The 26,801-nt window shown below is 52.0% G+C and carries 24 protein-coding genes; 12 read left to right on the forward strand and 12 right to left on the reverse strand.

Translation table 11 applies throughout. The features are described 5' to 3' along the window. Position 1 precedes the first annotated feature (1 nt). From JUF22_RS01520 to JUF22_RS01530, 3 genes are all read right to left on the reverse strand, one after another. Positions 2 to 1,216, reverse strand: a complete 1,215-nt coding sequence (locus tag JUF22_RS01520) for a cupin domain-containing protein (protein WP_203642633.1) — start codon at positions 1,214 to 1,216, stop codon at positions 2 to 4. Between the two features lie 534 nt (positions 1,217 to 1,750). Further along, on the reverse strand, positions 1,751 to 3,547 hold the full coding sequence (gene lepA / locus JUF22_RS01525; protein ID WP_203642635.1) for a translation elongation factor 4: 1,797 nt from the start codon (positions 3,545 to 3,547) through the stop codon (positions 1,751 to 1,753). After that, positions 3,525 to 4,199: a TetR/AcrR family transcriptional regulator gene (locus JUF22_RS01530; RefSeq protein ID WP_203642637.1), complete on the reverse strand. Its 675-nt coding sequence runs from the start codon at positions 4,197 to 4,199 to the stop codon at positions 3,525 to 3,527. Before JUF22_RS01530 ends, lepA begins: the two co-directional genes overlap by 23 nt. A gap of 685 nt (positions 4,200 to 4,884) precedes the next feature. Here JUF22_RS01530 and JUF22_RS01535 point away from each other — a divergent pair. The 7 genes from JUF22_RS01535 to JUF22_RS01565 all read left to right on the forward strand — a co-directional run bounded on the left by JUF22_RS01535 (position 4,885) and on the right by JUF22_RS01565 (position 12,731). After that, a complete protein-coding gene (locus JUF22_RS01535) occupies positions 4,885 to 6,018 on the forward strand; it encodes a TcaA second domain-containing protein (protein WP_203642639.1) in 1,134 nt (377 codons plus the stop codon). Between the two features lie 16 nt (positions 6,019 to 6,034). Then, positions 6,035 to 6,475, forward strand: coding sequence for a zinc ribbon domain-containing protein (locus tag JUF22_RS01540; RefSeq protein ID WP_203637730.1), 441 nt, complete (start codon positions 6,035 to 6,037; stop codon positions 6,473 to 6,475). 17 nt (positions 6,476 to 6,492) lie between these two features. Then, positions 6,493 to 7,971 (forward strand): zinc ribbon domain-containing protein, encoded by a 1,479-nt coding sequence (locus JUF22_RS01545; protein WP_203642641.1) that lies wholly within the window; start codon positions 6,493 to 6,495, stop codon positions 7,969 to 7,971. Positions 7,972 to 7,982: 11 nt separating this feature from the next. Continuing rightward, entirely contained in the window at positions 7,983 to 8,843 is an 861-nt protein-coding gene (locus JUF22_RS01550; protein ID WP_203642643.1) for a zinc ribbon domain-containing protein, read from the forward strand. Positions 8,844 to 8,947: 104 nt separating this feature from the next. Then, positions 8,948 to 9,475, forward strand: coding sequence for a GNAT family N-acetyltransferase (locus JUF22_RS01555; protein ID WP_125764147.1), 528 nt, complete (start codon positions 8,948 to 8,950; stop codon positions 9,473 to 9,475). 178 nt (positions 9,476 to 9,653) lie between these two features. Beyond that, a complete protein-coding gene (locus tag JUF22_RS01560) occupies positions 9,654 to 10,310 on the forward strand; it encodes an EAL domain-containing protein (RefSeq protein ID WP_203642645.1) in 657 nt (218 codons plus the stop codon). Positions 10,311 to 11,081: 771 nt separating this feature from the next. Beyond that, a complete protein-coding gene (locus JUF22_RS01565; RefSeq protein WP_203642646.1) occupies positions 11,082 to 12,731 on the forward strand; it encodes a peptide ABC transporter substrate-binding protein in 1,650 nt (549 codons plus the stop codon). A gap of 271 nt (positions 12,732 to 13,002) precedes the next feature. On the opposite strand, the gene JUF22_RS01570 is transcribed toward JUF22_RS01565, so the two are convergent. The 3 genes from JUF22_RS01570 to JUF22_RS01580 form a co-directional block, all read right to left on the reverse strand. Then, positions 13,003 to 13,515, reverse strand: coding sequence for a hypothetical protein (locus JUF22_RS01570; RefSeq protein ID WP_203642647.1), 513 nt, complete (start codon positions 13,513 to 13,515; stop codon positions 13,003 to 13,005). A gap of 18 nt (positions 13,516 to 13,533) precedes the next feature. Further along, positions 13,534 to 14,016, reverse strand: coding sequence for a hypothetical protein (locus tag JUF22_RS01575; protein WP_203642648.1), 483 nt, complete (start codon positions 14,014 to 14,016; stop codon positions 13,534 to 13,536). Positions 14,017 to 14,250: 234 nt separating this feature from the next. Further along, the gene (locus JUF22_RS01580) at positions 14,251 to 15,249 is read right to left on the reverse strand and encodes a LacI family DNA-binding transcriptional regulator (protein WP_203642649.1); all 999 of its coding nucleotides are present in this window, start codon (positions 15,247 to 15,249) and stop codon (positions 14,251 to 14,253) included. Positions 15,250 to 15,537: 288 nt separating this feature from the next. On the opposite strand from JUF22_RS01580, the gene JUF22_RS01585 reads away from it, so the two are divergent. Continuing rightward, complete coding sequence (locus JUF22_RS01585) at positions 15,538 to 16,935, forward strand: SLC45 family MFS transporter (RefSeq protein ID WP_203642650.1); 1,398 nt, start codon at positions 15,538 to 15,540, stop codon at positions 16,933 to 16,935. A gap of 30 nt (positions 16,936 to 16,965) precedes the next feature. Then, the gene (locus JUF22_RS01590) at positions 16,966 to 18,639 is read left to right on the forward strand and encodes a glycoside hydrolase family 13 protein (protein WP_203642651.1); all 1,674 of its coding nucleotides are present in this window, start codon (positions 16,966 to 16,968) and stop codon (positions 18,637 to 18,639) included. A gap of 365 nt (positions 18,640 to 19,004) precedes the next feature. Here the strand turns inward: JUF22_RS01590 and JUF22_RS01595 are convergent, their stop codons facing one another. The 3 genes from JUF22_RS01595 to JUF22_RS01605 form a co-directional block, all read right to left on the reverse strand. Beyond that, entirely contained in the window at positions 19,005 to 19,553 is a 549-nt protein-coding gene (locus JUF22_RS01595; RefSeq protein WP_125764133.1) for a phosphoribosyltransferase family protein, read from the reverse strand. Positions 19,554 to 19,556: 3 nt separating this feature from the next. Then, complete coding sequence (locus JUF22_RS01600; protein WP_203642827.1) at positions 19,557 to 20,630, reverse strand: NCS2 family permease; 1,074 nt, start codon at positions 20,628 to 20,630, stop codon at positions 19,557 to 19,559. A gap of 204 nt (positions 20,631 to 20,834) precedes the next feature. Then, a complete protein-coding gene (locus JUF22_RS01605; RefSeq protein WP_203642658.1) occupies positions 20,835 to 21,515 on the reverse strand; it encodes a hypothetical protein in 681 nt (226 codons plus the stop codon). A gap of 175 nt (positions 21,516 to 21,690) precedes the next feature. On the opposite strand from JUF22_RS01605, the gene JUF22_RS01610 reads away from it, so the two are divergent. Next, positions 21,691 to 22,113, forward strand: coding sequence for a MerR family transcriptional regulator (locus JUF22_RS01610; protein WP_203642659.1), 423 nt, complete (start codon positions 21,691 to 21,693; stop codon positions 22,111 to 22,113). Between the two features lie 178 nt (positions 22,114 to 22,291). Then, positions 22,292 to 23,569, forward strand: coding sequence for an MFS transporter (locus JUF22_RS01615; RefSeq protein WP_308439779.1), 1,278 nt, complete (start codon positions 22,292 to 22,294; stop codon positions 23,567 to 23,569). Positions 23,570 to 23,748: 179 nt separating this feature from the next. Here the strand turns inward: JUF22_RS01615 and JUF22_RS01620 are convergent, their stop codons facing one another. The 3 genes from JUF22_RS01620 to JUF22_RS01630 form a co-directional block, all read right to left on the reverse strand. Beyond that, a complete protein-coding gene (locus JUF22_RS01620) occupies positions 23,749 to 24,936 on the reverse strand; it encodes an NADH-dependent flavin oxidoreductase (protein WP_203642661.1) in 1,188 nt (395 codons plus the stop codon). Further along, positions 24,926 to 25,234 carry a hypothetical protein gene (locus JUF22_RS01625; RefSeq protein ID WP_203642662.1) on the reverse strand — a complete coding sequence of 103 codons (309 nt, stop codon included), beginning with the start codon at positions 25,232 to 25,234 and terminating at the stop codon, positions 24,926 to 24,928. The genes JUF22_RS01620 and JUF22_RS01625 overlap by 11 nt, the downstream gene beginning before the upstream one ends. A gap of 78 nt (positions 25,235 to 25,312) precedes the next feature. Beyond that, a complete protein-coding gene (locus JUF22_RS01630) occupies positions 25,313 to 25,684 on the reverse strand; it encodes a winged helix-turn-helix transcriptional regulator (RefSeq protein ID WP_203642663.1) in 372 nt (123 codons plus the stop codon). Positions 25,685 to 25,836: 152 nt separating this feature from the next. Between JUF22_RS01630 and JUF22_RS01635 the strand changes: the two genes are divergently transcribed. Then, on the forward strand, positions 25,837 to 26,265 hold the full coding sequence (locus JUF22_RS01635; protein WP_203642664.1) for a hypothetical protein: 429 nt from the start codon (positions 25,837 to 25,839) through the stop codon (positions 26,263 to 26,265). The last annotated feature ends 536 nt before the right edge of the window (positions 26,266 to 26,801 follow it).

Genomic DNA, 26,801 nt, shown 5'->3' on the forward strand with positions numbered 1-26,801 from the left:
TCTATTCGCTGAAAACGTCGGCAGCGCTGCTGGTATCTGGCGTGCTCTTGGGGTGTTGCACCTCACGACCGGCGGCATCCTTGTACCAAACGACCGCAGCCTCTTCACTTGGGAATCCTTCAACCGTTGAAACGGGCAGATTCAGGTGATCGGCAACCATTTGCGATGGCGACGTTGCTAACCACTTGTTCAGGGAAACATCGGAGTAAACCGGGTTCTTGAACAATTCGATAAAGATCAGCGGTTCCGTCCCAATGTTTTGAATGTAGTGACCGGCTTCCTTAGGAATAACGCCCACGTCACCGGCGTTAAAGTTAAACGTCCGGGCTAACGTGTTGGAGTTAAAGACGCCCACCTTAGCTTGACCTTGGATGTAGTAATCCCACTCCTCAGACTTAGGGTGCCAGTGCATTTCCCGCATCCCACCAGGTTGCACTTCAACAATGGCCGCAGAAATCGTCTTGGCGGCTGGGAAGACAGATTGGTCAATAATCCAGACCTTGCCGGCTTCAAATTCCTTGGCGGGAACGTCCTTCATGTGTAGCGTCAATGGTGTCTGCATCGGCGTCCCAGGCTTCTTCACCGTGTCGATAGGACCGGGAACGTTGCCATTAAAGATGTATTTTTCATGACTTGGGAGTGGCTTCAACGTGTCTTCGTCGACCTTAAAGTTAGCCGCAATCACGTCCTTAGGCGTGTGTGCCAGCCAATCGGTCAGGAGGAAGGTGTTGTTTTCAGAAAAGTCGGGTTCACTGAAGACTAACAGGAACTCACAGCCTTGGTCCAGCGCTTGAATGGAATGCGGAATCCCAGCTTCGAAGTCCCACAGGTCACCGGCTTCAATGTCATCAATGAAGCTTTCGCCCTTTTCGTTCAAGGCCGTGACCCGAGCGTTACCGCGCAGCATCATGGCCCATTCGGCTTCCTTGTGCCAGTGCATTTCCCGGTAAGAACCAGGCTTCAAGCACATGTCGACACCCGCTAAGTCGTGAGAGGCGGGCAGTTCACGGTTCGTGACCTCACGCGTCCAGCCGCCAGATTCCAACCGCATATGCACGTCGGAAAAGCTAAAACGGAGGTTCGCAACCGTCCCGTGGTCAGTGGTTGGCGGTACCAATAAGTCCGGGTTTTGTAAATCGCGTTGATAGTTCCGGGGGCCCTGGTCGATCCGGCCAGTGTGGTCTTCATTACGAATTGGTTCCTGTTTATCAGTCATTCGAAAATCCCCTTTACCTATAAGATAATTTTAGTATAAGTCACTTGTGACCGTTAATCAATCATATAGACAACTTTATATATTACAGATTACATAAAGAAATCGTAAACGTGTTGTAAATAAAGAAAGCAATCGTTATTGTGCCACGTATAGCGTTTTATGTAACGCTTTTTACCAAGTAAAAAAACCAGCCATCGATGGAATGACTGGTTTCAGATAAATATTCGCTTATTTGATTACAAGACAATAGAAAAGTTAAGCATTAGCCACACAGTTAATTCAGCAGCCACCGTACACCAGAAAGGCCGGCGCACTCAACTTAGAAAAGTTGACCGTGTCAGTGACCAGAGGCGGATTAAGGTGACCAGCTGTGTCGATGGTCTTAGCAGAGCGATTTTTCTCTGCTTAGAGCATGGGACAACCTTTGCGACCGCTTCTCAGGCGCAAAGGTGAGGTGGAAGCCCGCCTCTCAGGCTGGAACCGGCCCCACAGCAGGGCACCTTGAATCCGCCGCCGGGAACGGCAATCGGAATCCTACTTTTCTAAGTCGAGGACGGCGTTGAAGACTTCCTGGGGCAGCTCGATATCGCTGTGCGCCGACTGCCGCTTATTCATGCTCTGCCGCCGCAACAACGCCTGCTTCTTAGACGTGCTGCGCTTCTCGCCGTTAGCCGCGGCATTCTTCCGCAGCGGTGGCACGTCAACCCGAGCTAGGGCCTTACCTTCAACCACCGATTGGACCGGCATCGGGTTCAGTTTACGTGGAATCACGAACTTTAATTTGTGAACCAGCTCTTGGGCCATCAGTGGCGCATCTTCGCGGTGAACCACGAAGGATAGCGCATCGACCCGCGCGTAGTTCACGTGAACCTCCACCTTGACCACGTCGGCGATGTCGTAGCCCGCCAGCTCAGTCGTCAGCGTGGCGTACCCGTGGGAAACGGACTTCAGCGCGTTGAAAAAGTCGTAGGCAATTTCAGCGAATGGCAATTGGTATTCAAGCACGACCAAGTCTCCTTGGTTACGCATATCCTGGAGCTCGCCCTTGTGCTGGGTGGCCAGCTTCATCACGTCGCTCAGGCTCTCGCTGGTCGTGGTGATGGTCGCCGTGGCTAAGGGTTCCTCGACGTAATCGATTTTGCTATAGTCGGGGAACTTGATGGGATTGTCGACAATCAAGGGGTCGTCCCCGTTTTTCACGTGCACACGGTAGGTCACGTTGGGCGCTGTGGTCAGCACGTCCAGGCCGTACTCGTCATGCAGGCGTTCGCGAATGATTTGTAAATGGAAGATGCCCAGGAACCCACACCGGAAACCAGCCCCTAAGGCGTCGGAACTTTCTGGGCGATAGTGGAACGACGCATCGTTGAGCGCCAGCTTTTCCACGGCCAATTGTAAATCGTGGTAGTGATCACCCTGGGGATAGAATCCGGCGAAGACCATCGACTGCGAGGGTTGATACCCTGGGAGCGCCGTTGCCGTGGGATTGGCCACACTGGTCAACGTATCCCCGACACGCAGGGCTTGCGGATCCTTCAACCCAGTCACCACGTAGCCCACATCGCCGGCCACCAACTGCTTGGCAGCGACCCGTTGCGGCGTGAAAATGCCAATTTCGTTGGCCATCACCGGTTGGTCGGTGGCCATCAACTTCAGCTTATCGTTCGGCTTCAGCTGCCCATCCATCAACCGGACGTAGGCGATGATTCCCTTAAAGGCGTCATACTGGGAGTCGAAGACCAGCGCCTTGAGCGGTTGCTTCAGTGATCCCGTGGGCGCCGGAATCGTGGTGTGAATGGCTTCCAGCACATCGTGGACATTCAGGCCGGTCTTGGCAGAAATTTTGAGCATGGTGACGTCGGCAAAGTCTGGAGACAACGACCGAATCTGTTCGGCGGTCCGCTCAACGTCGGCCGCAGCGGCGTCAATCTTGTTGATAACCGGAATCACGGTCAGGTGGTTGTCCTGGGCCAAGCGCAAATTGGCAACGGTTTGGGCCTGCACCCCCTGGGTGGCGTCGACCAGTAAAAGCGCGCCATCACTAGCAGCGAGGCTCTTGGATACCTCATAGGTAAAGTCGACGTGCCCCGGGGTATCGATAAAGTTATATTCATACTCCTGACCATCATCGGCGGTGTAGTAGTTCCGGACCGTCCGGGATTTTACGGTGACGCCGTGGGCTTGTTCCACGGCCAAATCATCCAATAGCTGCGCTTGGCTTTCGCGGTCGGAAACGGTTTGGGTCTGTTCCATGATACGGTCGGCCAACGTAGATTTACCGTGGTCGATATGGGCAATAATCGCAAAATTACGAACGTTTTGAATTTGCATGCAGTTCCTCCTCAAGGATGCCGTCGAGGTAGTAGCCAAATGTCTGGCAAGCCTCGGTTTCTAAATCAATCTGAAAAATCGGGAAATCCGTCGCGAGGCTGGTGTGGTTGAAGCGTTCCAGCCCGGCCAGGTTCATTAAGCCACTAATAATGGCGCTCTGACTCACAAAAAGGTGACTCGCGGTCGCCACGCTGAGGCCGGGTACCTTGGCCGCCACCGTCTGGCCCAATGCCAGGTTGGCCGCGTACAGGTCTTGGCGGCCTTGTTGCGTCTGTTCACGGTCGGCATGCCTTTCCAAAACCGGCCCGCGCAAGGCATTCAGCCGGACCAGGGTCGCATGGTCGGTGATCAGCGTCCGTGTCTCTGCCAGTAAACGGGTCTTTAACTGCGTGGGCGTCAAGGCGGGTCCCTTCGCCAGGTCGGCAGTCAGCGTCGTGAAGTAGCGCTGGTACCCGGTCAGCAGGAGCGTCATGAAGAGGCTCTCCTTGGTGGGGTAGTAGTTGAACAGTGTCCCCTTGGCCACCCCGGCCTGGCGGGCAATCTGGGCCATCGAGATATCGGTGAACGCCTGCTGCTCAAACAATTGCCAGGCCACCCGCGCAATCTGCTGGGCCTTGGCCTGCTTAGCGGTTGGCGATAAGGTATTACTCACTGGCTGACCTCCTTCTAAAATTGACCATCAGTCATTTTTGCAATTCTCTAACCATATACTGTCGAATAGCTTTGTGTCAACTAATTTGTTAAAACTATCCTTTCACTGAACAAGGATTGGCGTATAATAATAAACGTAGCAAAAACTTAATAAATTAGTCCGGTGTTGGGTAGTCAATGTTTAAGCAACTGCCTGTTCAGGTCATACATAATCTCATCCGCTTAGTGTTCATTGCTGCAAAAACCAGTGTCGTTAGTCAATAAACGACAGTATAGTGTTAACCGGGCCGCCAACCTTCCCACTTGATAACGATTGACTTCTGTTCATCAGTTACCTAGTGGAAATGCTGACGCACAGGCGAGTGACCAGAGGTGGGCCAAAGTGACCAGCTGTGTCGGTGGTCTTAACTGAGTGTTTTTCTCAGTTTAGAGCACGGGACGACCTGAGAGACTGGTGCATTTCCAGGCTTTCAGGCGAGGTGACGGACCGCCTCTCAGGCCGGCACCGTTCCCCATAGCAGGGCATTTTGAGCCCACCGCCGGGAACGGACTCGATGCTCATATTTACACCAAGCGGTAACAAACGTCTATTGATCTCAACGGCTGAGCCAACGCGCAAGCTTTCACTGTACGCGGGCGACAGCCTTTTTTCGTCCCTAATAGCCAAAATCTGAGGAGTGAACCCTATGAAAACTTGTCCCAACTGTCACCAACAGGTGGCGCCCGATAGTATTTTCTGCGAGCACTGTGGTTTCGACCTGCGCACCGCAGCCGCAACGACCCCAACCAAGGCCCACCGGTCACGCCGGCGCAACAAGGCCGCTAAGCCCGGTAAAAAGAAGTCTAAGTGGTTCAGCCGCGGAATATGGGCAATTCTCGCCGTCGCGGTTATCGTGGTGATTGTCCTGGCTGGTTCCTTCTACAATAAGCAGGCCGGCAAGGAAAAGCAGATTGCCACCATCACCGATTACATCACCGATAACCAGAGTAACGATTTCGCCAAAAAATTGGTTAGCGACAATCCCAATTTAAAAATCGACGGTGATACGGTCCAACCGCTGTTCACCTATGCCCGGAAACACCCGAATTACGTGACCAACATGAAGGCTGACCTGCAAAAAAACGGCGAGACCCGTGACCACACGTTTACGCTAGAAACCACCGGCCACAGTTTCCTAGTTTTCCCGATTTATAAACTGCGGGTCACCACCATGCATCCCGTGCTGACGACCAACGTCGCCAACGCCACCTTGATGGCCAATAACCAGGCCCTGGTCACCTCGAAGAATAACCATTACACCTACAAGGCGGGTCCCCTGTTCCCCGGCCGCTACACGTTCAAGCTGTCCGGGAGCCAATCCAAGGCCAGCGTGACCGCCGACCTGGTCGCTAGCAACGCCGTCAGCAAGCACGTTGACCTGATTGCCCAGGCCGCCAAGAAAGGCCATGACGTGACGAACAATAACGAAGATGAAGCCACCGTTTCTGACGCGACTGGCGGGAAGGTCGAGGACAACACCACCAGCGATGACAGTGACTACGATGATGATGATAACGACACGGATTCCGATAGCAGCTACGAGGACCTCTCCACTGACGGTCAAGCTGCCGTGGACGCCATTTATTATGCCGATTACATCGACGACGAAAATGATTACACCTACACGGAATCGATGCCGCACGACCACGTCACCGAGGTCAAGCTGTATGACGACGATGGCGATCACGACGGCACGTACCGTTATGATGACATCCACGATATTTTAGCTGAATATAATTCGTCGACCGGTAAATTTGAGACCGTTGACACCGACGACTAACGAAAGGACCATTCCTATGAAACAAACCTACTACCGTATCTGTTCCAACTGTGGCAACCAGAACGCCGCCGACGCCAATTTCTGTTTGAAATGTGGCACGACCCTGTCAGCCGCAGATGAGTATGCGCTGATTCCCCATGCGGCCGACCAAACTTTCCCCCTGTTTGACCTGGAACTGACCCCCGATGAGGTCGCCCAGACCAAAAATTTCCGGATCACTGAGGACCGCGACATCCCCGCTGGTTACCGTTCCGCCGGCTTAATGTTTGCTGAAAGCGACGTCGCCCCGCGTGCGGGCGCTAAAGCCGCCTGGGAAGACCTGATGAAACACGTCTACGCCCTCTTGCTCGCCAAGGGGTACGACGGCGTGGCCCGGGTCTCCATCCAACCGGAACCCATGCAACCGAGTCAGCTCTGCCTATACGGTGAAGCTTTAATTGTCGACACTCAGCACTAATAACTGGAGGAAACCTTATGCATTTAACCCATTACGCAGCTCCCGCCAATGATCAACCTGGCGGCGGGGCCGCAAACTTCTGCCCCAACTGTGGCCAACCGGTCTCAGCAACGGATACGTTCTGTCCCAACTGTGGCGCCAACTTACAGGTCGCTACCGGTGACACGAACCAATTTCAAACGTCCCAACAACCCCAAGCAACGACGCCAACGCAACAACGGACGGCCCCCACTCGGCCAGCCCGCAAGCCACGGCAACCGTGGTCGAAGAAAAAGAAACGCCTCTGGTGGGGCATTGGTGTCGCCGCGGTAGCCGTCATCGGCTTCTTCGTGTGGGGTAGCAATCATTACTCCCGCGCGGCAACGCTGGACCGGACCATCAACGATATCAAGAGTGGCAAGCACCTGACGGACGACTTCACCAGCGCAAGTTCCGATTTGACGCTGAGCAAGTCTAAACTATTGCCAATCAATCGCTACTACAGCGATCATTCCCAGGACTTGAGCAAGCTAAAAGCCGACCTCGATAACAGCGGTCGCAGTTCAGACGGCGATTTCGTTTATGAACAAAACGGACATCACCTGTTGTTCTTCCCGAAGTACCAGATTAGCGTGAGCCCGGTCTACCCGACCGTTACGACCAATCACACCGGTAACGTGATCACGCTGGACAACCATAAGATTGCGACTGCCACGTCTGACAGCTTCACCAAGAAACTGTCCGCCATGGTGCCCGGTGAATATCACCTGCAATCTCAAGGAAAAATTGGTGGCCATAATCTGACCAACAGCAGCGATTACCACATTACTAGTTCCAAGACATATGATTTGGAACTGACCACTATTTCAGTGGAACTAGACACCGTTGCGGGGTCTAACGTGTACTTAAACGGCAAGAAGATTGGGACCGCCGATAGCACCGGGACTTACCAAATCAAGAACGAACCGTGGACGTCCGACATGAGCGTTTACGCTGCCTACACGTCCAGTGCTGGGAAGGCCACAACGCCAACCACCAAGCTGAAAAAGGATGACGATGGGAGTTACGTCGATTTGGATTACAAGGATATGATGGATAAAGGTGACGCGGACGACTTTATTTCGAATCTGTTTGAAGCCGCGCAAAATCTCGCGGACAATGACGACAGCACCGATGACGATGGCGACGATATGTCCGACTTCTTTGTCAACGGCACCAGCAACAGCTACTACGCCGACCTCAGAAAGATGGCCAAGGGGTACAACGATAATGACAATCTCGATGCCATTGGCATGGATACCGACGTGACCGACGTTAAGCCTGGCCCGAATGGTACTAGTGAAGTGGTCTTCACGGTTGAATACACGTTTGGCTTGAGCGATTACGACTACGACCACGTGCAGGACTTCCAGTACACGGCTACGGTTCAACCTGCTAGCGATGATTCCTCACAAAGCTATCAAATTTTGAAGTACGGTCACGCTGTTAAGACGTCTGACCGCCACGAAGACGATTAAGGAGAAAATAAATGACTAATCAACCAAGATTCTGCCCACATTGTGGCAACGAATTAAAAGCCGACGCCAAGTTTTGCCCCAAGTGTGGGTACGCGCTAAGTCCGGTCGCCACAGACTCTGAGCCAGCCGCTGCTCCTCAACCAGAACCAACGCAAGCGGCACCAGTTGCCGAACCAACGACTACGGAAAATACCCAAGCCTTCTCCGGAAATTACTTCAACTGGTACCTGGACACCCTCAAACACCCGAGCCAACCACGTGTCGAAGCTAACCGATTCTTTGGAATCATCTCCATGGTCGTTGAAGCCCTCCTTTTAGCCTTAACACTAACCTTGCTGGGCCAAAAGATTGTCAACATGGTCACCAAAATGCTCAACACCTACGAAGAAGCGCAACTTGCTAAGTACTTGAACTTGAATGGACTGGTCTTCAAATCTGGCCTGATCATCTTCTTCCTGGTCATCATCGGCTACGCCATCTACGTCAGCATTGGTTACGCCTTCCGTCGCCTCATCACGGAAGAATACGTAAACTTCTGGGACTTCGTGAACCAGTTTGCTGGTGTCACCAACTTGATTTTAATTTTTAACCTGATTACGTTCTTGCTGGGCCTCATCACGGGGTCCGCTAACTTCTCCAGCCTCAGCATTTTACTGGTCTTCATGGTGCCAGCAAACTTGCTGATCAACGCAGCCTTCGTCTTCATCATTATCGATGGCGTTGACCAATCGCGGATGGACAAGTTCTACACGGTATTCTTAGCTGAAATCTCACTGACCGTGGCCTTCTTCATCTTTGGCTTTATCGCCACGAACATCGTCGGGGGTTCCATCGTGAGTTACGTGCAATCGCTGTACAATAGCGTGGTTTAACCTTTAAATCGGCTTGGCAGAAATGCTAGCCGATTTTTTCGTGCACAAATTTTCTAGCAAGTGGTATTCTAGAATTTATAGACGTACCAAATGGAGGACGAACAATGAGTTTAATTTATTTGAAACGGGCAACCGCGGCCGACGTGCCAGCTATCATGCCCATTATTGCTAACGCTAAGGCCCTGCTGAAGGCCGATGGCAGTCCGCAGTGGCAAGATGGCTACCCGGACGAAGCGGCCATCAGACGCGACATCATGGCCCAACAGAGCTGGCTGTTGATGGTTGATGGGCAAGTGGCTGGAACCGCGGCACAGGTAGTCGGTGACGACCCGAACTACCACGAAATCGATGGCGAGGGCTGGCACAACACGACGGCCCCCTACGCCACGATTCACCGGATTGCGCTGAGCGCCGGCTTTGCTGGGCAACACCTGAGCCACTACTTCTTCTCTAACCTGATCAGCCAGGCCTACCAAGAAGGCGTCCGTAACTTCCGCATCGACACGCATGCCATGAACAAGCGGATGCAGGCGATTGCCGGGAGCTTAGGCTACCAATACCGCGGCGAGATTCGCGTGGACGAACCCGGCGATAACCTCCGTCACGCCTACGAGCTGAATTTAGCAGATTAGCCAAGTGTCACCATTTTACGGGTCGTTCGCGTTCACTTAGCGGACGACCCGATGAATTTGGGGTGCCAAATTGCTAAAGTCGTGCACCATTATGGCTGTAAATTAATTGCGCAATGATGTATAATAATCTCTATTGTTTATTTAGACTGTTTTAGTAGAGAGGGGATTTTCTTTTAAAATGTATCGATTTTTCGTCCAGCCGCAAGTAAACGCGGCAACGCAGAAGTTAGCTGGTTACGAACTGTTATTACGCTCTTATTGTCACGATTACTGGGTGACGCCAACCGATTTCACAGCGCTTCCAATGGACCAACAGGTGTCACTGTCCTATCAAGAAATCACGAACATTTTAAAGGATCACAAAGATAATCCCGAGATTTCGCTAAACCTAAACCGTGAACAATTCACGGACCGCCGGACAATTGGCCACTTGATCCACTTGAAGAAATCCATCAAAAATTTGAAGTTAATCGTCGAGTTAACGGAAGCGCCACTGCTGGAGGAACTCCACCGTTACGTGGCGCTGTACCGGGCGTTTGATATCAAGTTGAGCTTGGATGACGTTGGCACGGACAATCCGTGGTGCCCAGCCGTGCAAGATATCTTGCCCTTCATGGACAATATCAAGTTCGCCATGCAAAATTTCCGGCTTCAACATCGACAAAAAGAATTGCTGCCGAGCCTCAGCTCCTGGCGTAAGATTGCCGACATGTACCAGCTCGGCTTCACGCTGGAAGGCATCGAGGATCAAAGTGACGTGGCGTTGGCTAAGAAATACAACGCCGGCACGACCCAAGGGTACTACTACAGTAAACCTGTGCCCTACGCTGGGTAATTGCATATTTAACCAAAATGAAACGACACGCTGGCCGGCTGGCTGCGTGTCGTTTTTTGTGTAAAACGCAATTGGGGTTCCGTGAGAAATGAGCCCAACTATTTGGCAAAAGTGACTAGGAAATGTTCACTTAAACCCACTATTTCCAGAATTTATTCAAGGACTTATTCAAAATAAGCAAAATCAATTGCCACTGTTTTTACCCTCAAGTGCCTTCAAAATAATTGCGTCCTAATGCCTCAAAAAGGCCTAAATTATTCAGATGAAATTTGCAAGAAGTCTATTCAAGTACCACGTTTTACCCCGCATAAATACCCAAAAACAAAAATGTGAAATTCATGATAAAAATGATTATATTTACCAGCCACCCAACCCCGTTTCTTCTATATACCCCCACAATCCCCGCTACCACGCCTTTAAACAAATTGAATTTTCCCTGTTGACAAACCATCCCCAGCTCGTTATTATTAGAGCCATATTAGAAATACACGAACGCATCACCAGGAAGAGTAGCCGTTCCCGCTAAGTTCAGAGACCACCGGTAGCTGAAAAGGTGGCTTACAACGGAGCAGCGAAGATGAGCCTGGTAGCTGACAATTGGTGAAAGCTGATTGTCCGAGTTGAAGCCCGTTACCGCTTCCGACTTTTGGCAACAGAAGTTACGGAGATGGTGGATGTGAGTCCCCCATAAAACAAGGTGGTACCGCGAGTGAAATCGTCCTTATGTAGCAATTACATAAGGACGATTTTTATTTTGAGGAGATGTTTGGAATGAAGAAAAAGGGAACGATCTTAACGGTGGCGGCTTTGAGCCTCTTAACATTAGCAGGGTGTGGCAGTCAGTCCAGCTCCAGCAGCAGTAACGGCAGCAACAAGTACGCGGACAAACAGGAACTGAACTGGACGGAATCCTCCGAGCTAGCGACCAACGATTTAGCCAAGGCCACGGATACCCTGAGTTTCACGGTCCTGCAGAACACGCAGGAAGGCCTGTACCGCCTGAACAGCAAGGGCACGCCCGCCAACGCGCTGACCACCAAGACCGAGCTGACCAACGGCGGCAAGACCTACACGTTTAACCTCCGTAAGGGGGCCAAGTGGTCCAACGGCGACGAGGTCACGGCCAAGGACTTCGTTTATTCCTGGCAACGGACGCTTGACCCTAAGACCGCTTCACAAGATGCCTTTTACTTCTTCCAGGTGAAGAATGCCGAGGCCGTCAATAGTGGCAAGAAACCGCTCAGCTCCCTCGGGATCAAGGCCGATGGCAAATACAAGCTGACGGTGCACCTCACCAAACCCGTTTCCTACTTCAAGAAACTCCTCGCTTGGCCCCTCTTCTACCCGGTCAACCAAAAGGCCGTTCAAAAATACGGCAAGAAATACGGCACCACTTCCGCCACGACCGTTTACAACGGGCCATTCCGTTTGACCAAGTGGAACGGGACCAGCACTACCTGGACGCTTGCCAAGAACAAGACGTACTGGGACAAGCAAGCCGTGCATCTCGACAAGATCAACGAAGTCGTGACCAAGAGCACCACGACCAGCTACAACTTATTTAACGCCAAGAAGACCGACGAGACCTTACTCGACGGCCAACAAGTGAAGAACAACAAGAACAATGAAAACTTTGTTAAACGCCTCCCAACCGGAACGCAACGCCTGAGCTTGAATCAAAAGACCGTTCCCGCCTTTAAGAACGTGAACGTCCGCAAGGCCTTCTCCTTGGCCATCGACCGGAAGCAACTGGTCAACGACGTGCTCCAAGACGGCTCAACGGTTTCCAAGGGCTTCGTACCAGCCGGCATGGGCAACAATCCTAAGACTGGCGAAGGCTTCGACAAAGAAGCCGAAGTCAAATCCGCTGTTTCCTACAATTTGAAGGAAGCCAAAACGTTACTGGCCAAGGGTCTCAAGCAGACCGGTAAGAAGTCACTCGACGTTTCCCTGTTAGTTTCCGACACCGACGCCAGCAAGCAAACAGCTGAATTCCTCCAGAGTTCGCTACAGAAGCTGCCCAACGTAAAGGTCTCCATCAACACGATTCCTTACGTTCAGCTGATTACGCGTCAACACAATAAGAACTACGACCTGACATTGAGCGGCTGGCAATCCGTCTTCGCCGACCCAATCAACTTCCTCGACGTTTACGAATCCAACTCTAGCTACAACACGTCCAGCTGGTCCAATAAGCAATACGACCAACTGCTCGACGAATCCGAAAACAAGGATGGGAACCAAGCATCCAAGCGTTGGAGCAAGCTGGTCGAAGCCGAAAAGGTCTTGATGAACGATCAAGGGACGATTCCCCTGTACCAAGCTGCGAAGTCCCAACTGTTACGGAAGAACGTGAAGAACATCAACTACAACCCAGCCGGTGTGCCTTACGACTTCAAGACGACCTACATTGCTAAGTAACGATTGATTAATTCCTAGTCCAGCTGAACCGCGACCCCCCTCGTGGCCCGGTTGGCAGGCCTCATCAGCCAGCACCACCTGTCAGACTTATCCATGTCTTCTTTATATAGTAGAAACAGGTTCCAACCGGCGTTTGAAGTGCGCCCCGGTTGGAACCTGTTTTTGCGTTTATTGTAATTTGTAAAAGTCTGTGGGGTAGCTGGCAACCGTGTGTCGAAAGGCTGTCATCGTTCGACAGTACCGCCATCCCCATAATCAAAACGCGACTGTTCTAATCCAACAAGTCACCAACGGAATGACTAGGTAGTGGTTGGCGGAAGGCGTAAAATTTTGTGCCAGATATTTTAACCTGCAAGGCCTGCACCTTTTTGCCCAGAATCTTGACCTTAACCTTAGTCTTGCTTAACGTGATTGCCGGCGTGCCGGACGTCATGCGCAGAACCATCCGGTAGCTAACCTTGTGGGTCTTCTTGGCAACCTTTTTCGTGTAGATCAGGGGTGCCACAAAGCTCACTTGCCAGGTTGGCTTCTTCAGAGTCGGCGCAGTCGAGGTGCAGATGCTATACGTCACTTTCTTAGGCGCCAGCTTCACGCGCGCGTAGGAAAAGACGGGGGCTTTCTTTTTGCTGACGGCTTCTGCGCCACCATAGAGGTACCAGCTACCGCGGTAACTCTTTGGCAGGGCGACCGCCTTACTGGCAGCGTGAACGGGGATGGTGCTGGCCACGCCAAAGAAGCTGACGCTGGCTAGACTGACAATCAACCCTTTAACCCATTTGTTCATCAGAAAACATCCTCTCCGCTAGTCCATCATATCCCAGGAACGCGCCTTCGTGGCCTTACTAAAGGCATAGTTCGTGTCGCCATCCTGGTCCCAAGCCAACGCTGGGGTCTTCACACCCTTGACCTTGACCGACGTCAGCCGAAATTTCCCCAGATTACTCTGGTCGCCTAAAGCTCGGGCCTGATAGAAGGTTTGGTTGTGCTTCGTTTTGACACTGAATGTCACCTTGGCCTCGGAGGTTATAAATGACGTCAAATCTGACAGATCAGCGTTCTTAGTCGAGCTAATGTCACTATCGATACCAGAATCCGTTAACGCAATCTGCTCCACGTAGTAGTACTTCGTGTGATGGTGACGCGCATTTCCCAGGTACCCATACCAATTTCCCTGCAGGTTATCTGGCAACGTCGCAGCGTGTGCCGTGGTACTCTGACTAGCCACTGCCCCAAACGCCACAACGGCTAACCCAGCGATGATTCCTTGAATAAATTTCCGACTCATCTGAATCCCCTACTTTCTCCTCAAAATAGTTATTCCAACTAACTATCTTAAAGATAGTCCAACCGGGTTAATAATACAAGATGTTTTTGTTCCGATGCAAATATTAACGATGTACACTGCTGTTGAGCCAATCTATCAGGACTCACGATTTTTAACTCTTGTAACAGGTTTTGCTAAAATGGGTGTAAAAAAAGCGCCGGAAATTTAGCATTCCGGCGCCACGAATTAACTTATTTATTCTGGACTCAGCATCCGCACACTCTGGCGGTTAACTAACTTGATTGGCGTAATCTTCTGCGGTAGCGTCTCGATTGACCGCAATTGTTGAACGCCCGCAATCCCCATTTCATAGAAGTTTTGCGACACGCTGGTCAGTTGTGGTTGGACCAGGCTGCACAGTTCCGTGCCGTCAATCGCCACGATGGAGAGGTCCGCGGGCACCAGCAGGCCCAGGTCACGCGCCTGATTCATCACGCCAATGGCCGCCATGTCACTAGCGCCCACAATGGCGGTCAGTTCGGTCTGCGCGCCGTACGCCTGCATCGCTGCCTGCCCGGCGTCATAGCTGTAATTGCCCAGCTGAATCCACTCAGCCTTGGGTGTGATGCCAGCATCCTGCAAGGCTTGCGTATACCCGAGTACCCGTTGCCGGCCGGTATGAAAGTCCCTATCGACGCCAGCCAAGCCAATTCGGCGATGTCCCTGTTTGATCAGTGCTTGCGTCGCTTGGTAGCCGACCTGCCAATCGTCCGAGGTGATGTACGGCAAACGCTCCCCGTCAAATGAGATGGACAGGAAACAATACGGCACCTGTGAACCTTGAAGTAGCGTCAGATTTTCCGGTGCCAAGTCCACAGATAATAGCAGAATGCCCATCACCGGTCGTTCAATCACCGTCATCAATGCACGGCGTTGTTGGGCCGAATCAGCATCCCCGGCGTATAAAATAATCACGTTCAACTCATGTTGGTGGGCTTCCGCTTGAATCCCTTCAATAATCTGACTGGCGAAGTTGGTCTTGGTCGAATTGACCACGGCCGCAATCACATTGCTATGGCGTGTCACCAACTCGGCCGCCGCCGTATTCTTCTGGTAACCCAGCTCAGTCGCCGCCGCGTGCACCTTAGTGGCCGTCGCTTCACTAAAGAACGCCGACTTGTTGGCCAAAACGCGCGACACGGTGGCCGTGGAGACCCCCGCTAATTTCGCAATATCCTTAATCGTTGCGGCCATCACGACCACCTACTTTCCTTTGTTTTTCTACTACTGGTTCCGGCCAGTCGTTGCTCTGTACCTGACCTTTGCGTTTTCATGTCTACGTCCTATTCTACCGTTAATAGCGTGAAATAACAAAGTCATTTGCCATGAATTCAGTAATTTTACACAAACGTTTGCTTTTCTTGTTTTAAGCCATTGTAAACGTTTGTGTAAAGTGCTAGAATTCATCTTGTAAGCGGTTACTTAATTAATTCAACCGATGATAGCAATTATTCAACTTTCATTTTTTAAGGAGGAATCACTATGGCTCAAAATACAGCCTTAGAAAGTGAGCAAGCCCCGACGACCGCAGCTACGACCGCCAGTGAAAACTCACTACCGAAACTACCCTTGAAGACCATCTTCGCAATGACGTTTGGTTTCTTCGGGGTCAACATGGCCTTTTCCTTACAGTCCTCACAAATGGGCCGGATTTTCCAAACGATTGGCGCTGACCCAACTAAACTGGGCTTCTTCTTCCTGTTGCCCCCGTTGGCCGGTATGGTCGTCCAACCCTTGATTGGGAAGTATTCCGATATTACTTGGAACCGGTTCGGCCGGCGGATGCCCTATCTCATGATTGGGGCGCCCATCGCCGCATTGGTCATGATTCTGTTGCCTAATGCCGGGTCGTTTGGCTTCGGTTACGCCTCACTGGCCGCCCTGTTATTTGGCGCCATCGCCATTCTCTTCATGGACTTGTCCTCTAACGTCTGCATGCAACCGTTCAAGATGATCATTGGGGATATGGTCAATGAAGACCAAAAGGATTTGGCCTGGTCCTGGCAACAATCCTACTCCAACTTGGGTGGGGTATTGGCAACGATCTTCCCATTCGTGTTAACTTGGTTTGGGGTATCCAACGTGGCTGCTAAGGGCACCGTGCCCCTGTCCGTGCGGATGGCCTTCTACATTGGCGCCGCGATTCTCTTAATAACTTCTATCTACACAATTGTTTCCGTTAAAGAATATGACCCTGAAACTTATAACCGGTTCCACCACGTCAAGGCGGAAACCAAGCAAAAGACGGCCAGTCTCTGGCACTTAGTGAAGACCGCACCACGGGCCTTCTGGGAAATTTCCTTCGTGCAACTGTTTGACTGGTTTGCCATTCAATACCTCTGGACTTACGGGACTGGCGCCATCGCCGACAACGTTTGGCACACGGCCAACGCCGCTTCCGCCGGTTACCAAGCCGCTGGGAACTGGTTCGGCATTCTTTCCTGCATCCAGTCACTAGCCGCCGTTGTTTGGGGCTTTGCCGTGCTGTCTCACACCAAGCCAAACCAACGAAAATTCTGGTTCCGGGTCAGCTTGATCATGGGTGGTCTTGGCATGATTTGGATCTACTTTATCCATTCACAATGGCTATTAATTCTGCCATTCTGCCTGATTGGTATCTGCTACCTGACCATGCAGACGCAAGCCATGTCCCTCTTCACCGAATCGCTCAACGGGAAAAACGAAGGCGCCTACTTGGGACTCTTCAACTGTGGGATCTGCTTGCCACAGATTATCGCTTCCCTGGCCAGCTTCGCCATTTTCCCAGCCATCGGCCAATCCATGCCCGGGATGTTAGTCATCGCCGGCATCGCCTTTCTCTTAGGGGCCGTCGCTGTGAGTGTTATTCACCCTAAATTATCTGAAAATTCTGTAAACTAGAGTTAGCAATTTCTATAGGAGGTTTTATCTATGTCTAAGCAATGGTGGAAAAACGCCATCGTCTATCAAGTTTACCCGCGCAGTTACCAAGACAGTAACAACGATGGGATTGGGGATCTCCCCGGCCTGACCCAACGCCTACCCTACATTAAAAAATTAGGGGCCGACGTCATTTGGCTGAACCCCATTTATAAGTCACCCGACAAGGATAACGGTTATGACATCAGTGATTACCGCAACATCCAGGATGCTTACGGCACCATGGCCGACTTCGACAAATTATTAGCCAGTGCCCACCACCAAGACCTGAAAATTTTAATGGACTTAGTGGTCAACCACACGTCTGATCAACACGACTGGTTCCAACAAAGCCGGCAGTCCAAGGACAATCCTTACTCAGACTATTACATTTGGCGTGACCCCGTCGATGGCCACGAACCCAACAACTGGGGCTCCTACTTTAGTGGGTCCGCTTGGACGTTTGAACCCAAGCGTGGTCAGTACTACCTGCACCTTTTCGCACCCGGCCAACCCGATTTGAACTGGGAAAATCCAAAGGTTCGCCAAGAAATCTGGAGTCTCATGAGATTCTGGCTGGACAAAAGGGTCGACGGCTTCCGGATGGACGTCATCAACTTAATTTCCAAGCCAGCTGGTTTACCAGATGCACCCCAAGCACCGGGTGCCCCTTACGGTAACGTGGAGCCACTGGTCTCCGATGGCCCCAAGCTCAACGATTACCTGCGGGAAATGAACGACGAGGTCTTGTCCCACTACGACGTCATGACGGTGGGTGAAATGCCTGGGTCTACGCCAGAAGACGCCATTACCTACACGGGTCTTGAAGCTAACGAATTGAACATGGTCTTCCAGTTCCAGCACGTCAGCCTATCCCCAAACGCTGATCCCCGTCTGGGCAAGTGGAACGACGCTCCCGTCAAATTGACCGAATTAAAGAGCGCCCTCTCCCGTTGGCAAAAGGCCTTGGATGGCAAGGGTTGGAACAGCCTTTATTGGAACAACCATGACCAACCCCGTGCCGTTTCTCGTTTCGGTAATGATACGCCAGCTTACCAGGAACTCTCCGCGAAAATGCTGGGCACCACGCTTCACATGCTCCAAGGCACCCCTTACGTTTACGAGGGTGAGGAGTTAGGCGAAACCAACGTGCACTACACCTCACTCGACCAGTACGAAGACCTGGAAAGCCTGAACGCCTACCGGCAAAACGTCGAGGAAGAAAAGATCATCGACCAACCAACGATGCTGAAATACCTGTCGCACATGTCCCGGGATAACGCCCGGACACCCATGCAATGGGATGATTCCAAGAACGCTGGTTTCTCCAAGGGTCAACCGTGGTTCGCTTTAAACCCGAACTACACCAAGATCAACGCGGCAGCCGAAGTCGATGATGACCAATCCGTCTTCAACTACTACCGGCAGTTGATTGCCTTACGCCACAGCAGTGACCTGATTGTTCACGGTACCTATGAAGAATTAGATGCCGACGACGAACAAGTCTTCGCCTACAAGCGTCACTATCAAGGGCAAACCCTCTTGGTCATCAGCAACTTTACCGACCAGACGGTCACCCGCGACTACGACCAAGCTAACGCCAGTGAAAAGCTCATCGGCAACTACGCCGACGACCAAGGCACCACGCTCCGGCCTTACGAATCCAAAGTTTATCTCTTCAAATAAAACCTCTGACTGACATCAAGGCAAATTAAAAACCACCTAGGTCCAACAACGACTGCGAGCGTTGTTGAACCTAGGTGGTTTTGTTGTGTAATGAGATTTAATGTTGATCAAGTTTATTCACGGATAGCTTGGGCGACAACTGGTCAATGGGTTAAACCCGTGTCAGCCGCAGAGAAGGTGAAAATGAGCCCAGCCGTGGGAATTGCCTTAGTGGCGTGAGCCGCTTAGGCAATTGATACCTTTGAGACTCGCTTTTCAGAGGCTCAAAGTAAGTCTGGAGACCGCTCTTTGGCTCCAGACGTTCGCCCACAGCGGATCGGTCTCATTTTGACCTTCCCGGAGGCGCTGACATGAATTTAACCCGTTTAATCGATGGGAAACAAGGGGAGCTTGGCCAAGTACTGAATGTCCGGCCGGTCCGCCGCGGCGCCCTCGGCCAGGATGGCCATCTGGCCCACAATGGTGGCCCCCGCCCGCTTCAACAATTCCTGAGCGGCGTTCAATGAGCCGCCACTGCTAATGACGTCATCGACAATGACGACCTTCTTCGCAACCAACCGGTCGGCATCGGTGCCATCCAGCACCAACTCCTGCGGCGCACTGGTCGTGATGGCCGTTACGGGAACCTTGAGGGGCGCCCGCATGTAATCCTTGGTGGCCTTTCGCAGAACCACAAATTGCGGGTGATCGGTCAGCCGGCTAAGCTCTTGGGCCAACGGAATGCCCTTACTCTCTAACGTGACAAAATAATCGAACTTCTTAGGCACTAACTGGGCCAATTGTTCCGCAGCATAATCGGTTAACTCAGCATCCCCTAATAGCACAAATGAGGCAATCGCTAAATCCTGACTGATGGGCACCACGGGCAACTGCCGCGTGATGGGTCCCACTTTTAACTCATACGTTTTTAACATCGTTTAGACCCCCAGTCCAACTAGTAACAACCCCTTCAACAGGCCCCCGGTTAAGAGACCGGCAAACGGATCGGCCACGGCCGTCACCACCAAGGTAATTGCGGCCACGGTCGCGTCCTTCCCCTGCAAGGCCGTCGCCGCATCTGCCGGAAAAATCACGACGGCCCCCAAAATAAACAGGAAACCAGCAATCGAGGCGCTCGGCACGTATTTTCCCAGCCGGGGCAACCAACCCACCGCCAGAATCGCGGCCATAATCAGCATCATCAGAATCCCGGCAATCACCGGTTCCGGCGCACTCGCCGTTGCGGAAATAATTGTTTCGACTGGTGCCCCACCGAGCAGGCTGGTCCCCATATCGGCTAACGACTGCGTAATCGTCAACAGGTTCAGGTTGACCGGATTGGGCCTAAGCCCCGTCATCTCCCCTGTAATCAACCCATAGGAAATATTGGCCCCAATGTTCAGACAGGCCAGGCTCAACGCCCCACGGACCACACGGGGATTAAGCGTTGGTTTCGTAAAGACAAATCGGCGAGCCGTCACGTGTTCTGGCAGCTCGGCACGGTAGTGGGTAATGAAGACGGCGGCCAAGCTCGACCCGACCACGGACAAGACAATCGTCCAGACTAAGTCTTTGGTCACTAAATAGGTCACAGCGGCCAGTCCGACCGATGTCCACCCCGTCAGCCGTTCTTGCTTAGCCATCCCCAACGCAATCTTCGCCAGCATGAGCCCCACACCAGCCATCATCCCCGCCATGATGCCATTGCCCAGGAGCGCAACAATTTTGGTGAGGGTCCCGGTCACCCCAATCAGGAGCATGACCAGGGAACCGCCTAAGATAATCGACGTTCGCTCGCGTAAATCCCTGCCCAGCTTTCCCGTCAGCGCTAAGGATTCCGCCTGAAAGGATAAGGGGGCCACGGCACCAAATGCCCCGTTGACCGCTGAAGCAAACAGAAACGAAAACATCGTCGGGAATATCGAGAAGCCTAGTGACATCGCCATAATTCCCTGGGGAATCCCATTTAAGACAACCCCGATTGCTGCCAACAGATCCGCTAACCAATGCATCAGATGTCCACCCTCCACACGTTTCTTGCCCATTATTTTAACATTCGCTTTCTTTCTACAGAATACGTTAATCAAATGATATTGTCCACTTATTTTTGCATTTATACGAACATTAGATATAAATTGCGTTATTATTTTCGGATATATTTAAGGTCATAAAAAAGTGTGACTCACCATTCGTTGAGTCACACAACCATTATCTCGTTAAGAATTTTTCAACTGCCGTTCCTGCACCGCGACCCGCAACAACCGCCACGAATCCGGTAACTGCAACGTCTCCAGCTGGCCATGCGCCAACGCCACGGCCTCCTGCACAAGTTGGCCCGCATGCGTATCACAATCCGCCGGGACATAGCCATCGCACTGGCGGTTCTGCGTGAGCAGTTGGGTCAGGAGTTTTCGCAAAATCGTGACCCCTGCCGGTAGGAGTAGTTGGTGGGCCGTCACGCCAATCTCTTGCAGCCAGCACTGCGCCTGACTGGCGACACCCGCCAACCTGGCTGGCGTTGCTGGGCCACCCGACTGCTGAACCACGACGAGCCCAACCAACGCGCCCATCGTCGCTAACACCGTGGCATGATTCACCTGAGCCAAGTCTAATAGTAGATAGTTGGCGACGGTTGGCTGCCACGCCGGCGTCGTGACTGGCAGTGCCGCCAACAGCTGATTGCCGAGACGGCCGTAGACGGAGTGTCCTAATTTCTCAATCAGGTCTTCCAACGACACCTGGGGAACGATGGTGAGCTCGTCGGTCGCTGTATCCTGGATCAACAGGTCCCGTGGCTCCGGGCCCAACAACGCGACCAGGCTAGCACTGGGGTCGGTCGACCACGGTAGCCGCGGCACAAAGTCTGCCCCCGCAGTCTGAACATTAAATTGTCTCACACCCGCATCCCTCCTCACCTATCAGCAGTGTACCCCCTTCGACCTACTTGAAGGCAACCCTTTTGTGCCTACATTTTAAACTGAGACAAACGCTTGCGCAAATGCCAGCAAACGTGTATGATTGAAAACATTGCTTAGAGTTAGTCGAACGCGAACCTTTTGAGGAGGGACCTAGATGTCTTATACCATCCACGAAGTTGCTCAGAAAATGGGCATTTCAACCTATAGTATTCGCTATTACCACGATCACGGCATGTTGCCCAACGTCAAACGGGACGCCAACAACAACCGCGTGTTTAACGATGTCGACTTGGAAGGGTTACATATCATCCTGTGCTTACGCGGGACGGGGATGCCCGTCGAACGGATTCAGCACTACCTCGATCTCGTCCAACAAGGGGAATGCACCGTGCCTGAACGCTATGAAATGATGCAAGCGCAACAGGAACGGACGCTCCGCGAAATCGCTGACCTTAAGGAACACCTGTCGACCATCAACTTCAAGGTTGATCATTACGCAGAAATTATGAAAACTCACCAGCCCGATAGTTTTGTGCCCGCAAGTATGCGCGACACGGCCACCAACCAAACGGCTTAAACTTGACCGGCTCCCACTAGCATTAACCACAGTTTCATCAACCAAATCAGCCATCTCTCACCGTTGTGTGCGAGGTGGTTTTTTGTTGAGTCAACTTTCTTGCACCCCCTTAACCAATATGCTACGCTTAACCACCTGCGATGCATTTATTAAATATTTTATGAGGGGGGTCCGCTCCTTGGAAACCACACACCTGCCGCACTGGCGGCGCAACATCTATCTCTTCTTAACCAGTCAGTTCCTGTCGGGCATCACCAGTATGGTGGTCCAGTACGCCATCATCTGGTACTTGACCAAGCAAACGGGCTCGGCGACGGTGCTCAGCCTGGCCACCCTGCTGGGAATGCTCCCGATGGTGCTCCTCAGTCCCTTCGCGGGGCCATTCGTTGACCGATTGAACAAGAAGGCCCTGCTGATTGTGCCAGACATCGTGGCTGCCGTCTTCGCCATCATTTTGTCGATTGCGGGCACGCTCCAATCGACCTTCCCCCTGTGGCTAATTTTCATTTCGCTACTAGTCCGGTCGATTGCGCAGACCTTTCAGATGCCAACGATTCAGTCGATTCTGCCCACCATGGTCCCGACCGATGAACTCACGCGCATCAACGGACAGCTGGGGATGGTCCAGTCGGCCAACATGATCATTTCACCGGCGCTGGGCGCATTTCTCTTTGCCATCGTCCCCATGAATTTCTTGATTCTGGTCGACGTGCTGGGCGCTATCATTGGGATTAGCCTGTTGACGTTCGTGCGGATTCCCGAGCATCCCGTGATTGACGAGAAGGTCCACGTTCTTGCCGATGCCAAATTTGGGCTGATGAAACTCCGTAACACGCGGGGCCTCTGGGCCATCACCATGATTGGTGCGACCTTCACGCTGATGTTCATGCCCGCCGCCAGCCTGTACCCGCTGATGACCATGGGCTACTTCCACGGCACGGTCGGCCAAGCTGGGCTGATCGAAGTCATTTACTCCGTCGGCATGCTTGCTGGGGGCGCCATCATTGGCCTCTTTGGTAATTGGCGCGACCGGATGAAACCCATCTTCTGGGCGACCGTCGCCATGGGCATCACCTTTGGTGGTAGTGGCTTTCTGCCGGGCAACCAAACCGGCTTCGTCTGGTTCGTGGTGTTAAATGCCTTAGCCGGTGCCATGACGCCGTTCTACAGCACCCTGTTGATGGCGATGATTCAACAGAGTTTTCCTGCCGACCAACTCGGCCGCGTGCTAGGCGTGCTCAACTCCTTGACCAGTGTTGCCGGACCGGTCGGCCTGATTTTTGCGGGTCCCCTGGCCGACAGCATTGGCGTCGAAAAGCTGTTCATCATCGGTGGCCTCGGCTCCCTGATTTGCGGTCTCGCCATGTGGCTATTGCCAAGTGCTCGCGCTTACGATCAGCAGTTACAGGCGCGCCTAGCAACTGAGGCGTTGGCTCAACCTGATTTAGATGATTAATCCTGAGGATCTGTTTCCGGACAGGTCCTTTTTTCTTACCTACCTAATGGCCATTCATTCTGGTCGGCCAAATCCGCATCACAACCCAAAAAGACACAGCCAAGGGGGAAAACCTCCTGGCCGTGTCTTTACTTGCTAAAACAAGTATTTTCTATTCGCGAAATTAATAATTGGTGGGACTACATCTTCTTCTCGAAACCTTCCATTGGCGCCGCTTCGTTTTGGTAATCGGCCGCAACGGCGGGGTCCGTGGTGAAGTGCATGACGGAGTAGAAGGCGCCCTTCAGGTAGTACTGCATGGCCACCGGAATCTTCAGTTCGGTCATTTCAGATGGTGAGAGTTGGTAACGAATGCTGGCTTCATCCCCGTCCGACACCTTTTCCATCCATTGCGGTTCCCGGATCATTTCGCGGCCCATGGCTACCAAATCAGCCCCCATGGCGAGAACGGCATCGGCGTCAGCCGGCGTTTCCACGGAACCGACACCAATCAATGGCTTGCGGCCAGCTAATTGGGCAACGAACTTCTTGATTAGCGGTTCGTGGTCGCTCTTGTCGTTCAGGGATGTCCGTTGTGCGGAACCCATGGACATGTGGACGTAATCCACGGCGGAATCCCCTAACATGTCCAGGAAGGCCAAGCTATCAGCTAAACGAATCCCTGGTGTTTCGATTTCCTCAGGTGAGATTCGGTAGCCCAACAGGAATGGGCGGTCGGCGTACTGGGTAATCGCCTTATGGGCACTGGCAATCACAGCCTTGGCAAAGGCCATCCGGTCATCACGGTCGCCACCCCATTTGTCGGTCCGACGATTTGAGTTAGGAGAGAAGAACTGTTGCAGCAGGTAGGTATTGGCTCCGTGCAGTTCGACCCCGTCAAAGCCAGCGGCGATGGCCCGACGCGTGGCTTCGCCAAAGGCAACAATCAACTCATCAATTTCTGCCCCCGTCATTTCCCGCGGCGTCTGGGAATCGGCTGGAAAGGCAGCTTTAACGGCACTAGCACTGACCGGTTGGGCGCCACGGAGAATGCTGTCGTTAGACTTTCGGCCAGCGTGGAAAATCTGCAGGACAGCCTTGGTGCCATTGTGCTTCATGGCGTTGGCCAAACGGCTCAGTCCCTCGATGTCGGTATCATCGGCAATCGACAGTTCGCCTTCAAAGCCCTTACCGCCAGCAATCACGTTCGCCACTTCGCCAATGATCATGCCAACGCCACCGGCCCGAGCGCCGTAGAAGTCGATTTCATCGTTGGTCACGTGGCCGTCGTAGAAACTCGACATGGTCGTGGTTGGGGACATGATTACCCGGTTCTTTAACGTAACCCCGTTCTTAAAGCTAAAGTCCTGTTGAAAATTATAAGTCATCTGATTTTCCACCTTTCTGAGTTGCGGTACATTTTTGAATTGCCGTTAAAATCGGTCGGAGGGTCTCGCCGGCTGGCGTCAGCGCCCAGCGCCGTTGTTTCACGTGAAACATCACGAGTTGGCGGCGCTGCAATCGCCACAAGCCACACCAACAACTCCATCGTTGCTTGCCATTTAGCCGCTGCCAGATCATCCTCATGGATTGGGGACCCGCTGCCAGCAACAGGAGTAGTTGCCACTGCACGGGTTGCGTGACCACCGTTTGGGTCGTCTGTAGCCCGCGAATCGAATGCGCCATCGCGCCACCTCCTCAACGAAACCTAGCATAACCGCTTGCCGGGCAGAAAAAAAGAAGGCACTTAAAAGTACCTCCTCGTTAATTTTCTAAAATATGGCTGAAGCCCCCATGGTCATTGGCGATTTCCATGTCGGGCACTTCACTGGCCCGGCGTTCACCCCACACGGACATCTGTACCAGGATCTGGCCCAAAGAACGGCCTAGGTCGGTCAACGCGTAGGTGACTTTAAACGGTGCCCGTTCCCCAGAAATGTGGCGGATGATGATGCCGTCTTGTTCCAGCTCCCGCAGTTGTTGCGTCAGCACCTTTTGCGAGATGGCCGGCAACTCACGGCGAAGGTCACACGTTCTTTGAGGCCGGTTGCCCAAATGGCACAGCAGTTGGGGCTTCCATTTCCCACTAATAATACCCAGCGTTGCCTCGACCCCATTGTTATACGACTTCTTCACGTGATGACCTCCTCAATAGTTTTACCCATTATAGCGCCTAAGCGACCTTTTGGGGAGTAGGCACCTTTTAGTAACCATGGAATCAATTCCCCAATCCATCGTTAAAAGCGTAGAATGAGATTAATTTAAAATTGAGAGGTAAGTGTTTGTAAATGTATGATTTTAAATTTCGAATTCTAGCTAGTTGTATGGCGGTCGTGCCTACAGCAATCATCGGTGCAGAATGGTATATTAACTTATCAATGAATGAAACACCCTTAGAGTTTGCAGTTGCAATCTTATTGCTGGCTTGGGTTTGGCTAGCATCATTGGTTAGTAGCATAGTTCTTTTAAGACTGATTTCGATCTGCTTATATCAAAAATCAATTCAACAACTTTTAAAAACACCTAATCTTAATTACATGCTAGAATCTAGAGATTTGCAAGATCTGTATAAAATTTTTCAAGCACTCGATTTCAGCTACTCTAGAAGGCTCAGAAAGGTTGCGAAAAAAGAGAATATCGATCAAAAACGTAAGCGCTTAATCGGAGCCATTATCCATCGTAAAATTTTACTGGAAATGGACGAGAATAAGTTGTAATTGCTAGAATTGATTCTATCGTGAACGTAATAGCACTACAGAGAGACCAAACAACCGTTTTTCGACGGGGCTTGGCCTCTTTGATTTGTCGTGTATATTGTGCCACGGAACGTCTTGTGGATTCGGTCTGGCTATAACGCTAAACGGGATGGAAACTTACGGCAAAAAATCATCGAATTATTAATTAATAATCAAAAACCAGTAATTATTAATATCAAAAGGAGCCGCCATATTAGCGACTCCTTTTTGTTCAAACAACTTGTTTTCTAGTTTAAAAACTCATATTACCCGAAAGGCCTAGGAAACACCGTGCTGGCTCCCAATGGGTTAAACCCCTGTCAGCCGCAGGGCTGGGAAAACTGAACCAGTCGTGGAAGTGACCAGAGGCGAGCCAAGATGTCCGGCTGTGTCGATGGCCTTGGCTGGGGTACTTTCTCAGCCTAGCCCATGGGGCAACCTTTGAGACCGCCCTCCGGCTCAAAGTTGAGGTGGAAAACCGTTTCTCAGGTTGGAACCGACCCCACAGCAGGGTATCT

The sequence above is a fragment of the Levilactobacillus lanxiensis genome (genome assembly GCF_016861655.1).
GTDB classification, from domain to species: Bacteria; Bacillota; Bacilli; order Lactobacillales; family Lactobacillaceae; genus Levilactobacillus; species Levilactobacillus lanxiensis.

Bases quoted from the DNA above. Each gene is read 5' to 3' on its own strand.
- JUF22_RS01565 (WP_203642646.1), top strand. From the start codon at position 11,082: ATGAAGAAAAAGGGAACGATCTTAACGGTGGCGGCTTTGAGCCTCTTA.
- JUF22_RS01555 (WP_125764147.1), top strand. From the start codon at position 8,948: ATGAGTTTAATTTATTTGAAACGGGCAACCGCGGCCGACGTGCCAGCT.
- JUF22_RS01580 (WP_203642649.1), bottom strand. From the start codon at position 15,249: ATGGCCGCAACGATTAAGGATATTGCGAAATTAGCGGGGGTCTCCACG.
- JUF22_RS01610 (WP_203642659.1), top strand. From the start codon at position 21,691: ATGTCTTATACCATCCACGAAGTTGCTCAGAAAATGGGCATTTCAACC.
- JUF22_RS01620 (WP_203642661.1), bottom strand. From the start codon at position 24,936: ATGACTTATAATTTTCAACAGGACTTTAGCTTTAAGAACGGGGTTACG.
- JUF22_RS01595 (WP_125764133.1), bottom strand. From the start codon at position 19,553: ATGTTAAAAACGTATGAGTTAAAAGTGGGACCCATCACGCGGCAGTTG.
- JUF22_RS01575 (WP_203642648.1), bottom strand. From the start codon at position 14,016: ATGAGTCGGAAATTTATTCAAGGAATCATCGCTGGGTTAGCCGTTGTG.
- JUF22_RS01540 (WP_203637730.1), top strand. From the start codon at position 6,035: ATGAAACAAACCTACTACCGTATCTGTTCCAACTGTGGCAACCAGAAC.
- JUF22_RS01560 (WP_203642645.1), top strand. From the start codon at position 9,654: ATGTATCGATTTTTCGTCCAGCCGCAAGTAAACGCGGCAACGCAGAAG.
- JUF22_RS01520 (WP_203642633.1), bottom strand. From the start codon at position 1,216: ATGACTGATAAACAGGAACCAATTCGTAATGAAGACCACACTGGCCGG.
- JUF22_RS01635 (WP_203642664.1), top strand. From the start codon at position 25,837: ATGTATGATTTTAAATTTCGAATTCTAGCTAGTTGTATGGCGGTCGTG.
- JUF22_RS01590 (WP_203642651.1), top strand. From the start codon at position 16,966: ATGTCTAAGCAATGGTGGAAAAACGCCATCGTCTATCAAGTTTACCCG.
- JUF22_RS01570 (WP_203642647.1), bottom strand. From the start codon at position 13,515: ATGAACAAATGGGTTAAAGGGTTGATTGTCAGTCTAGCCAGCGTCAGC.
- JUF22_RS01535 (WP_203642639.1), top strand. From the start codon at position 4,885: ATGAAAACTTGTCCCAACTGTCACCAACAGGTGGCGCCCGATAGTATT.
- lepA (WP_203642635.1), bottom strand. From the start codon at position 3,547: ATGCAAATTCAAAACGTTCGTAATTTTGCGATTATTGCCCATATCGAC.
- JUF22_RS01600 (WP_203642827.1), bottom strand. From the start codon at position 20,630: ATGCATTGGTTAGCGGATCTGTTGGCAGCAATCGGGGTTGTCTTAAAT.
- JUF22_RS01585 (WP_203642650.1), top strand. From the start codon at position 15,538: ATGGCTCAAAATACAGCCTTAGAAAGTGAGCAAGCCCCGACGACCGCA.
- JUF22_RS01625 (WP_203642662.1), bottom strand. From the start codon at position 25,234: ATGGCGCATTCGATTCGCGGGCTACAGACGACCCAAACGGTGGTCACG.
- JUF22_RS01550 (WP_203642643.1), top strand. From the start codon at position 7,983: ATGACTAATCAACCAAGATTCTGCCCACATTGTGGCAACGAATTAAAA.
- JUF22_RS01545 (WP_203642641.1), top strand. From the start codon at position 6,493: ATGCATTTAACCCATTACGCAGCTCCCGCCAATGATCAACCTGGCGGC.